This window comes from Blastococcus litoris, assembly GCF_003075095.1.
Taxonomy (GTDB): Bacteria; Actinomycetota; Actinomycetes; order Mycobacteriales; family Geodermatophilaceae; genus Blastococcus_B; species Blastococcus_B litoris.
The window spans coordinates 125,930-135,751 of record NZ_QCZF01000011.1; the positions used below are offsets into that span (position 1 = coordinate 125,930).

Below are 9,822 nucleotides of genomic sequence, written 5' to 3' on the forward strand. Positions count from 1 at the left end.
ACCTGCCTCCCGTGAGCTCCCTCGACGCCCGGATCGCGGCACTGGAGGCCGAGCTGCGCCCGCTGCCCGGCGTGCTCGTCGCCTTCTCGGGCGGCGTCGACTCCGGCGTCGTCCTGGCCGCCGCCGTGCGCGCCCTGGGGGCCGACCGCGTGGTCGCGGCGACCGCTGTCTCCCCGAGCCTGCCGGCGTCCGAGCGGGCGGGCGCACGGGAGTTCGCGGCGTCCCTGGGCGTGCGGCACGAGCTGCCGCGCACCGACGAGCTGTCCCGCGAGGGCTACCGGGCCAACGCCGGGGACCGCTGCGCGTTCTGCAAGACCGAGCTCGTCGAGGTGCTCGCGCCGCTCGCCGCCCGGCTGGGCATCGCCGACGTCGTCACCGGCACCAACGCCGACGACCTGAGGGCCGGGTTCCGGCCCGGCATCCGCGCCGCCGCCGAGCGGGGTGCCTGGGCGCCGCTGGCCCGTGCCGGCATGACCAAGGACGACGTCCGGGCCGCTGCCCGGCTCTGGGGGCTGCCGCTGGCCGACAAGCCCGCGGCCGCGTGCCTGGCCAGCCGGATCGCGTACGGCGTCCCGGTCACCGCCGAGGGCCTCGCCCGCGTGGAGGCGGCGGAGGCGGGCCTGCGGACGGCGATGGCCGATGCCGGGCTGACGGTCCAGGACCTGCGGGTGCGCGACCTGGGCGGGAACCGGGCTCGCGTGGAGGTCGACGTCGCACTGGCGCAGCGCCTGGCCGCGCGGGACGACCTGCTGGCCGCCGTCGCCGGCTTCGGCGAGGTCGAGGTCGACCCGCGCGGCTTCCGCTCCGGGTCGATGAACGAGCTGCTGCCCGACCCCGTCCGCTACCGCTGAGCGCTGCGCACGATCCGGGCAGCGGCCACGCCCGCGCCGAACCCGTTGTCGATGTTGACCACCAGCACGCCGGGCGCGCAGGCGGTGAGCATCGTCAGCAGCGCGGCGAGCCCCTCGAACGCCGCGCCGTAGCCGACGGAGGTCGGGACGGCGACCACCAGCCGGTCGGTCAGCCCGGCCACCACGCTCGGCAGGGCGCCGTCCATCCCGGCGACGACGACGACCGCATCGGCCGCCGCGATGCGCGGCGCGACGGCGAGCACCCGGTGCACGCCGGCCACCCCCACGTCGTCGACCCGGGTGCAGCCGACCCCGGACGCCCGCAGCGTCGCCACCACTTCCGCGGCGACCGCTCCGTCCGACGTCCCGGCCGTGAGCACGACGACGTTCCCCACGGGCTCCGGGAGCTCGCCGACGAAGGCGCAGCGGGCCCCGGTGTCGACGACCGCGTCGGGCCACCGCTCCAGGACCGCGGCCGCGGTCTCGTCGTCCACGCGGGTCGCCCAGGCCGGTGCGGCGCCGCCCTCGAGCAGGGCGGCGAGGCACTCGACCGTCTGGGCCGGCGTCTTGCCGGCCGCGTAGACGACCTCGGGCGTGCCGGTGCGGTCGGCCCGGTCCAGGTCGAGCTTCGCGAAGCCCAGGTCGGCGGTGCGCTGCGTGTCCACCCCGTCAGCATGCGCGATTGACCGGACCCCCGGTCGGGAAGGGGAGGGCCATGAGCGTCGTCAAGATCAACGCGATCACGGTCCCCAAGGACAAGCAGGAGCGGTTCGAGGAGCGGTTCCGCGGGCGCGCCGGAGCCGTCGAGAGCACTCCGGGCTTCGAGTGGTTCGAGCTGCTGCGCCCGGTCGAGGGCACCGACCAGTACCTCGTCTACACGCGCTGGACGAGCGTGGCGGACTACGAGGCGTGGCAGTCGAGCCAGGACTTCGACCGGGCCCACGACGGCGGCGGCGACACGCTGGCGTCGGCCGCCCCACACTCCGCGCACGTGTGGACCTACGAGGTGCTGGAGTACGCCGGCCCGAAGGCCAACCAGGACGGCCAGGCCTGAGCCCCGCCCTCGCGGGGATAGTGTGGCGGGCGTCCCGGCCGCCGCCGGGACGCCCGAACACGCGCACTCGCAGGTGGGAGCCATGACCGACACGCTCGCCGACAGCCGTACCTCCTCGCGGATGTTCACCGAGGGCGTGCCGCTCGTGGTGGAGGACGTGACGCGTCGCCCTGCGGCCGAGCGCGCGGCGCAGCTGGCCGACCCCGGCTTCGGCCGGTACTTCACCGACAGCATGTTCGTGGCGCGCTACCAGGCCGGGAAGGGCTGGTACGACGCGCGCCTGACGCAGTACGCGCCGCTGCAGCTGGACCCGTCGACCGCCGCCCTGCACTACGCGCAGTCGATCTTCGAGGGCCTCAAGGCCTACGCCCAGCCCGACGGCAGCGTGGCCACCTTCCGCCCGGAGGCCAACGCCGCCCGCTTCGCCCGCGGGGCGAAGCGGCTGGCGATGCCTCCGGTCCCCGAGGACGCCTTCCTCGCCGCCGTCGACGCCCTCGTCGACGCCGACCGCGACTGGGTGCCGACCGGCCCCGACCAGACCCTCTACATCCGGCCCTACCAGCTGGCCAGCGAGCCGTTCCTCGGCGTGCGCCCCGCGTCGGAGTACCTGTTCCTCGTCATCGCCAGCCCGGCCGGCGCCTACTTCCCGCGCGGGGTCCACCCGGTCTCGGTCTACCTCTCCGAGGACTACATCCGGGCCGCCCCGGGCGGCACCGGCGACGTCAAGTGCGCCGGCAACTACGCGGCGAGCCTGCTGGCGCAGGAGCAGGCCATCGCGGCTGGCTGCGACCAGGTCGTCTGGCTCGATGCGGTCGAGAAGCGCTACGTCGAGGAGATGGGCGGGATGAACCTGTTCTTCGTCCTCGGCTCCGGCGACGACGCCGAGCTGGTGACCCCCGAGCTCACCGGCACGCTGCTGCCCGGCATCACCCGCGACTCGCTCATCGAGGTCGCCCGCGCGACGGGCCACCGGGTGACCGAGCGCCGCTTCTCGGTCGACGAGTGGCGCCAGGGCGTGGCCGACGGCAGCGTCACCGAGACCTTCGCCTGCGGGACCGCCGCGGTGATCACGCCCGTCGGCGAGGTCAAGGCGCGCACCGGCGACTTCGTCGTCGGCGACGGGACCCCGGGACCGCTCACCATGCAGCTGCGCGAGTCGCTCCTGGACATCCAGCACGGGCGGGTGGCCGACACCCGCGGCTGGCTGCACCGGGTCGCCTGAGCCGGGCGGCGTTCGCGTGCTGCGCTGGCGGGGGCTGGACGCCATCCCGGGTGACCTCGGCCGGACCGTGGTCACCATCGGGATGTACGACGGCGTCCACCGGGGCCACCAGCAGCTGATCGGCACGGCGGTCGCCCGGGCGCAGGCGATGCGCCGTCCCTGCCTGCTGCTGACCTTCGACCCCCACCCCGCCGAGGTCATCCGGCCGGGCTCGCACCCGGCGATCCTCACGTCGCTGGACCGCAAGGCGGAGCTGGTGGCCGAGCTCGGCGTGGACGCCATGTGCGTGCTGCCGTTCACCACCGAGTTCATGCGGCTCTCCCCGGAGGGCTTCACCCACACGGTGCTGGTCGAGCACCTGCACTGCGCGCAGGTGGTCATCGGGCAGAACTTCACCTACGGGCACAAGGCGGCCGGCACCGTGGACTCCCTGGTCGCGGAGGGGCGGCGGTTCGGCTTCTCGGTCGAGGGCGTGCCGCTGGCGAACGTCGCGTCCGAGGCGGGGGAGGAGGAGGTCACGATCTCCTCCACCTACATCCGGGCCTGCGTCGCCGCGGGTGACATGGAGCCCGCCGCCCGCGCGCTCGGGCGACCGCACCGCGTGGACGGCGTCGTCGTCCGGGGTGACCGCCGGGGTCGCGACCTCGGGTACCCGACGGCCAACGTCGAGACGCCGCCGTTCACCGCCATCCCGGCCGACGGCGTCTACGCGGGGCACCTGGTCACCCGCGACCCGCGCAGCGGCGCCAGCAAGGAGCGGTTCCCGGCCGCCATCTCGGTGGGCACCAACCCGACCTTCCAGGGCAGCCGGCGCACGGTCGAGGCGTTCGTGCTCGACTACGAGGGCGACCTCTACGGGGAGCACGTCGGCGTGGAGTTCGTCCGGCGGCTGCGCCCGATGGCCGCCTTCCCCGACGTCTCGGCCCTGGTCGCCGCGATGGACAAGGACGTCGCGGACACGCGCACGGTCCTCGGCCTGCCCGGCGCACCCTGAACGTCCGCTCATCCGTCCTGGTCAGTGCGCCGACGGGCCATCGTCCGTGCGCTGGTAGCCTGGGAACCCGCCGGGGCGACCCGGCTGTGTGAGACCTGCCCCCGTGATTCAGACCGGGGGCCACACGTGACCCGCCCCGGAGGCGAACCATGGCGCTCGAGAGCGCAGTCAAGAAGCAGATCATGACCGAGTACGCCACGGTCGAGAACGACACCGGCTCGCCCGAGGTACAGGTCGCGATGCTGACCAAGCGGATCAGCGACCTCACCGAGCACCTCAAGCAGCACAAGCACGACCACCACAGCCGGCGGGGCCTGCTCCTGCTGGTCGGCCGTCGCCGCCGGCTGCTGAACTACCTGGCGAAGACGGACATCACCCGTTACCGCTCGCTCATCGAGCGGCTGGGTCTGCGCCGCTGAGCACGAGGGGGCCGTCCGGGACATCCCGGGCGGTCCCCTTCCTCGTTCGGCGCCCGCCGCGCGAGGGACAACCGGCCCGCCGCCGGACGCGTCCTGAGAAGGGCCGGTCCTCGGTAGTGGCTCCCGGGCACGCATCGGATCCCCGTTCCGGGGAACCAGGACCCGAGGGCTTCGATCGAGCACCGGTCACCCGGACGCAGGACGGCTCACCACAGAGAAGCGGGCCGTCAGAGGAGTCGCAGGTCGGCACGAGGCCGCTGCGACGAAGAAGAGAGAAGGACACGTGTCCACCATCACCGCAGAGTTCGACGCCGAGGACGGCGTCACCACCGCCACCGCGGTCATCGACAACGGCAGCTTCGGCAGCCGTTCCATCACCTTCGAGACCGGCCGCCTCGCCAAGCAGGCCGCCGGCTCCGTCGTCGTCACCCACGGCGACACCATGCTGCTGTCGGCCACCACGGCCGGCCGTCAGCCCAAGGAGCAGTTCGACTTCTTCCCGCTGACCGTCGACGTCGAGGAGCGGATGTACGCCGCCGGGCGCATCCCCGGTTCGTTCTTCCGCCGCGAGGGCCGGCCGTCCGAGGACGCGATCCTCACCTGCCGCCTGATCGACCGCCCGCTGCGCCCGACCTTCGCCAAGGGCCTGCGCAACGAGGTCCAGGTCGTCATCACGGTCATGGCCCTGGACCCGCAGCACCTCTACGACGTGCTGGCCATCAACGGCGCCTCGGCGTCCACCCAGCTCTCGGGCCTGCCGTTCTCCGGCCCGGTCGGCGGCACCCGCGTGGCGCTGATCAACGGGCAGTGGGTCGGCTTCCCGACCGAGTCCGAGCTCGAGGACGCCGTCTTCGACATGGTCGTGGCCGGCCGGGTCCTGCCCGACGGCGACGTCGCGATCATGATGGTCGAGGCCGAGGCCACCGAGAAGACCATCCAGCTCGTCGCCGGTGGCGCCCCCGCGCCCACCGAGGAGATCGTGGCCCAGGGCCTCGAGGCCGCCAAGCCCTTCATCAAGGCGCTGTGCGACGCGCAGTCCGCGCTCGCCGAGAAGGCCGCGAAGCCGGTCCAGGAGTTCCCGCGCTTCCTCGACTACCAGGACGACGTCTACGCCGCCGTCGAGGCCCAGGTCGGCGACAAGCTCGCGCAGGCGCAGCAGATCGCCGGCAAGGCCGAGCGCGAGGACGCCACCGACGCGCTCAAGGACGAGGTCAAGGCCGCGCTGGCCGGCCAGTTCGAGGGCCGCGAGAAGGAGATCTCCGGCGCCTTCCGCGCGCTGACCAAGAAGGTCGTCCGCCAGCGGATCCTGCGCGACAAGGTCCGCATCGACGGCCGCGGCCTGACCGACATCCGCCCGCTGTCGGCCGAGGTCGAGGTCGTCCCGCGCGTGCACGGCTCGGCGCTGTTCGAGCGCGGCGAGACCCAGATCCTGGGCATCACCACGCTGAACATGCTCCGGATGGAGCAGCAGCTGGACACCCTCTCGCCGGTGACCCGCAAGCGCTACATGCACAACTACAACTTCCCGCCCTACTCCACCGGCGAGACCGGCCGCGTGGGTTCGCCCAAGCGCCGCGAGATCGGCCACGGCGCGCTCGCCGAGCGGGCGCTCGTCCCGGTCCTGCCCGACCGCGAGGAGTTCCCCTACGCGATCCGCCAGGTGTCGGAGGCGCTGGGCTCCAACGGCTCGACGTCCATGGGTTCGGTCTGCGCCTCGACGCTGGCCCTGCTCAACGCCGGTGTGCCGCTGAAGGCGCCGGTCGCCGGCATCGCCATGGGCCTGGTCTCCGACGAGGTCGACGGCAAGACCGAGTACGTCGCGCTGACCGACATCCTCGGCGCCGAGGACGCGTTCGGTGACATGGACTTCAAGGTCGCCGGCACCAAGGACTTCGTCACGGCCCTCCAGCTGGACACGAAGCTCGACGGCATCCCCTCCGACGTCCTCGCCGGTGCGCTGACCCAGGCCCGCGCGGCCCGGCTGCACATCCTGGACGTCATGGGCGAGGCCATCGACGGCCCGGACGAGATGAGCCCGTACGCCCCGCGCGTGACCACGGTGCGCATCCCGGTCGACAAGATCGGCGCGGTCATCGGCCCCAAGGGCCAGATGATCAACGCGATCCAGGACGAGACCGGCGCCGACATCACCATCGAGGACGACGGCACGATCTACGTCGGCGCGTCCGACGGCCCCTCGGCCCAGGCCGCGGTGGACCGGATCAACGCCATCGCCAACCCGACGCTGCCCAAGGTCGGCGAGCGCTTCCTCGGCACGGTCGTCAAGACCACGCCGTTCGGCGCCTTCGTCTCCCTGCTGCCCGGCCGCGACGGCCTGGTGCACATCAGCAAGCTCGGTGGCGGCAAGCGCATCGGCAAGGTCGAGGACGTCGCGAACGTCGGCGACAAGATGCAGGTGGAGATCACCGACATCGACGCCCGCGGCAAGATCAGCCTCGTGCCGGTCGCCGCCGAGGGTGACGGCGCCGCGGCTCCGGCCGAGGCCGCCGCTGCTCCCGCGGGTGAGTGACCACGCCTGACGTGAACGGGGCCGGGGCGGGTGCGGATGCACCCGCCCCGGTTCCCGTCGGGGTGACCGAGCTGCTGGACCTCGACGAGGTCGGCGGCCGGGTGGAGCGGACCGAGCTGCCGGGGGGCCTCCGGGTCCTGACCGAGACGATGCCGGGCGTCCTCTCGGCCACGCTCGGCATCTGGGTCGGCGTGGGCTCGCGGGACGAGAGCCCGGCGGTCGCCGGGTCCTCGCACTTCCTCGAGCACCTGCTGTTCAAGGGGACGGCGACCCGCGGCGCGCTGGAGATCGCGACGGCCATGGACGCCGTCGGCGGTGAGATGAACGCCTTCACCGCCAAGGAGCACACCTGCTACTACGCCAACGTGCTCGCCAGTGACCTCCCGCTGGCCGTCACCCTGCTGTCGGACCTGGTGACCGAGGCGCGCAACACCGCCGCGGACCTGGAGTCCGAGCGCACGGTGGTGCTCGAGGAGATCGCCATGCGCGACGACGAGCCCTCCGACGCGGTGCACGACCTGTTCGCCGAGACGCTGTTCGGCGACACCCCCTTGGGCCGCTCGGTGCTCGGCACCGTCGAGTCGATCGAGGGGCTGACCCGGGACGACGTCGACGGCTGGTACCGCGGGCGCTACACGGTGCCCTCCATCGTCGTGACGGCGGCCGGCCGGGTGGAGCACCAGCAGGTCCTCGACCTGGTCACCGCCGCGTTCGGCGACCGGCTCGGCGGCGGCACCCGCCCGGCGCCGCTGCGCACGGGGGAGGGCACGGTCCACAAGCCCGCGCGGTCCGCAGGCCTCATCGCGCGCAAGACGGAGCAGACTCACCTGCTGCTGGGGACGCCGGCGATGGGCCGCCTCGACGACAGGCGCTACGCCGCGGCCGTCCTCGACGCGGCGGTGGGCGGCGGCATGAGCTCGCGGCTGTTCCAGGAGATCCGCGAGCAGCGCGGCCTGGTCTACAGCGTGGGTTCGGCGCTGTCGCACTACGCCGGGGCGGGGGCGTTCTCGGTCTACGCCGGCTGCTCGAAGAAGCGCGTGCCCGAGGTGCTGCGGCTCGTGCGGGCCGAGCTCGACCGGGTGGCGGCCGAGGGGATCACCTCCGAGGAGGTCGCCCGCAGCCGGGGCCAGCTCAAGGGCGGCATGGTGCTCGGCCTCGAGGACACGGGGTCCCGCATGAGCCGGCTGGGCAAGAGCGAGCTCTCCTACGGCGAGTACCTCCCGGTCCGCGAGGTCCTGGCCCGGCTGGACGCCGTCGACGAGGCGCAGGTGCGCGAGGTCGCCGCCGAGCTGTTCAGCCAGGACACGTGCCTGGCCGTCGTGGGGCCCTACCGCGAGTCCGACCTCGACCGGCTCTGATGCGCGACGCCCTCCAGGTGCACGGGGCCCTGTCCCGGGGGGTCTTCGCCGTCGTCGTGCTCGTCTCGCTGGCGGTGCTCTTCGCGCCGGCGTCGGACGTGCCGAGCGCGCCGCCCGGAGTCGACAAGGTGGTCCACGTCGCGCTGTTCGCCGCGCTCGCCGTCGCGGGGCGCTGGGCCGGCTGCGCGGCCGCCCCGCTCGGGTGGCTGCTCCTCGGCTACGCCGTCGTCAGCGAGCTCATCCAGGGGTTCACCCCCCTGGCGCGCAGCGCCTCGCTGGCCGACGGGGTCGCCGACCTGGCCGGCATCCTGCTCGGGCTCGGGCTCTGGGCGGCCCTCGCCCGCCGGTCGTCGCCCGCGCCCTGACCGGGGCGGCTTGCGCCCTGGGCGTGAGGCGGGAAGCCTGGCGGCGTGACCACGAGCACCTCCACCCCTGACCAGCAGGCCTCGCCGTCGGCCGCCGCCGAGGCACCGCTCATCAACGTGGGGGTGCTGGGCGCCCGGGGCCGCATGGGGACGGAGGTCGTCAAGGCGGTCAACGCCGCGGACGACCTCGAGCTCGTCGCCATGATCGACGACGGCGACTGGCTGTTCGACATCGCGAACGCCGGCGCCCAGGTGGTCGTCGACTTCACCCGCCCGGACGTCGTCATGGACAACATCCGGTTCTGCATCGACAACAACATCCACTGCGTCGTGGGGACGACGGGCTTCGACGAGGCCAAGCTCGCCACGATCGCCGAGTGGCTGGAGCCCAAGCCCGAGGTGGGCGTGGTGATCGCCCCGAACTTCGGCATCGGCGCGGTGCTGCTCATGAAGTTCGCGCAGGAGGCGGCCCGGTTCTTCCCGTCGGTCGAGGTGGTGGAACTGCACCACCCCAACAAGGTGGACGCCCCGTCCGGCACCGCGGTGCGGACGGCCCGGCTCGTGGCCGCCGCACGGCGCGCCGCCGGCCTGCCCGCCTCGCCGGACGCCACCACGGACTCGCTGCCCGGTGCCCGGGGCGCCGACGTCGAGGGCGTCGCCGTCCACGCCGTGCGGCTGACCGGTCTGGTGGCGCACCAGGAAGTCCTCATGGGAGCAGCGGGGGAGACGCTGACCCTGCGGCACGACTCGTTCGACCGAGCGTCCTTCATGCCGGGTGTGCTCCTCGCGGTCCGCGAGATCGCCCGCCGGCCCGGGCTGACCGTGGGGATCGAGAGCTTCCTCGGGCTGTGAGCGAGGGCCTCCGGGCCCTGCTCGACACCCCCCCGTGCACGGCCCCCGGAGGTCGTGTACTGTTCTCCATGCGCCGCGCGGACCGGGAGGTCCGCCGGACCGAGACCCCGGGTACGGGGTGCATCGGAAACCGGCGTAGTGTTGGACATCCAAGCCAGCAGGGAAGCCCGAGAGGGT

General features: G+C 73.4%; 10 protein-coding genes. 9 read left to right on the forward strand and 1 reads right to left on the reverse strand.

Going from position 1 to position 9,822, the window contains the following annotated elements; translation table 11 throughout:
* Positions 1-11: 11 nt before the first annotated feature.
* Positions 12-851 (forward strand): ATP-dependent sacrificial sulfur transferase LarE, encoded by an 840-nt coding sequence (gene larE / locus DCS98_RS20195; RefSeq protein ID WP_116453205.1) that lies wholly within the window; start codon positions 12-14, stop codon positions 849-851.
* Here larE and larB read toward each other — a convergent pair.
* On the reverse strand, positions 842-1,516 hold the full coding sequence (gene larB / locus DCS98_RS20200) for a nickel pincer cofactor biosynthesis protein LarB (RefSeq protein WP_116453207.1): 675 nt from the start codon (positions 1,514-1,516) through the stop codon (positions 842-844). The two genes, larE and larB, sit on opposite strands and share 10 nt — an antisense overlap.
* 50 nt (positions 1,517-1,566) lie before the next feature.
* Here larB and DCS98_RS20205 point away from each other — a divergent pair, with 50 nt between their 5' ends.
* From DCS98_RS20205 to dapB, 8 genes are all read left to right on the forward strand, one after another.
* Complete coding sequence (locus DCS98_RS20205; RefSeq protein ID WP_116453208.1) at positions 1,567-1,905, forward strand: antibiotic biosynthesis monooxygenase family protein; 339 nt, start codon at positions 1,567-1,569, stop codon at positions 1,903-1,905.
* 82 nt (positions 1,906-1,987) lie between these two features.
* Positions 1,988-3,127 (forward strand): branched-chain amino acid aminotransferase, encoded by a 1,140-nt coding sequence (locus DCS98_RS20210; RefSeq protein ID WP_206340361.1) that lies wholly within the window; start codon positions 1,988-1,990, stop codon positions 3,125-3,127.
* 16 nt (positions 3,128-3,143) lie between these two features.
* Entirely contained in the window at positions 3,144-4,121 is a 978-nt protein-coding gene (locus DCS98_RS20215) for a bifunctional riboflavin kinase/FAD synthetase (protein WP_116453209.1), read from the forward strand.
* A 149-nt stretch (positions 4,122-4,270) separates the two neighbouring features.
* Positions 4,271-4,540 carry a 30S ribosomal protein S15 gene (gene rpsO, locus DCS98_RS20220; RefSeq protein ID WP_116453210.1) on the forward strand — a complete coding sequence of 90 codons (270 nt, stop codon included), beginning with the start codon at positions 4,271-4,273 and terminating at the stop codon, positions 4,538-4,540.
* Positions 4,541-4,823: 283 nt separating this feature from the next.
* Positions 4,824-7,070, forward strand: coding sequence for a polyribonucleotide nucleotidyltransferase (locus DCS98_RS20225; RefSeq protein ID WP_241038489.1), 2,247 nt, complete (start codon positions 4,824-4,826; stop codon positions 7,068-7,070).
* 62 nt (positions 7,071-7,132) lie between these two features.
* Positions 7,133-8,428 carry a M16 family metallopeptidase gene (locus DCS98_RS20230; protein ID WP_241038491.1) on the forward strand — a complete coding sequence of 432 codons (1,296 nt, stop codon included), beginning with the start codon at positions 7,133-7,135 and terminating at the stop codon, positions 8,426-8,428.
* The gene (locus DCS98_RS20235) at positions 8,428-8,793 is read left to right on the forward strand and encodes a VanZ family protein (RefSeq protein ID WP_116453214.1); all 366 of its coding nucleotides are present in this window, start codon (positions 8,428-8,430) and stop codon (positions 8,791-8,793) included. The genes DCS98_RS20230 and DCS98_RS20235 overlap by 1 nt, the downstream gene beginning before the upstream one ends.
* A gap of 45 nt (positions 8,794-8,838) precedes the next feature.
* Positions 8,839-9,645: a 4-hydroxy-tetrahydrodipicolinate reductase gene (gene dapB / locus DCS98_RS20240; RefSeq protein ID WP_206340362.1), complete on the forward strand. Its 807-nt coding sequence runs from the start codon at positions 8,839-8,841 to the stop codon at positions 9,643-9,645.
* Positions 9,646-9,822: the final 177 nt, after the last annotated feature.

What these genes read in the sequence shown, in the direction of transcription:
- DCS98_RS20205 (WP_116453208.1), top strand. Translation starts at nt 1,567, where the DNA reads ATGAGCGTCGTCAAGATCAACGCGATCACGGTCCCCAAGGACAAGCAG.
- DCS98_RS20210 (WP_206340361.1), top strand. Translation starts at nt 1,988, where the DNA reads ATGACCGACACGCTCGCCGACAGCCGTACCTCCTCGCGGATGTTCACC.
- rpsO (WP_116453210.1), top strand. Translation starts at nt 4,271, where the DNA reads ATGGCGCTCGAGAGCGCAGTCAAGAAGCAGATCATGACCGAGTACGCC.
- DCS98_RS20235 (WP_116453214.1), top strand. Translation starts at nt 8,428, where the DNA reads ATGCGCGACGCCCTCCAGGTGCACGGGGCCCTGTCCCGGGGGGTCTTC.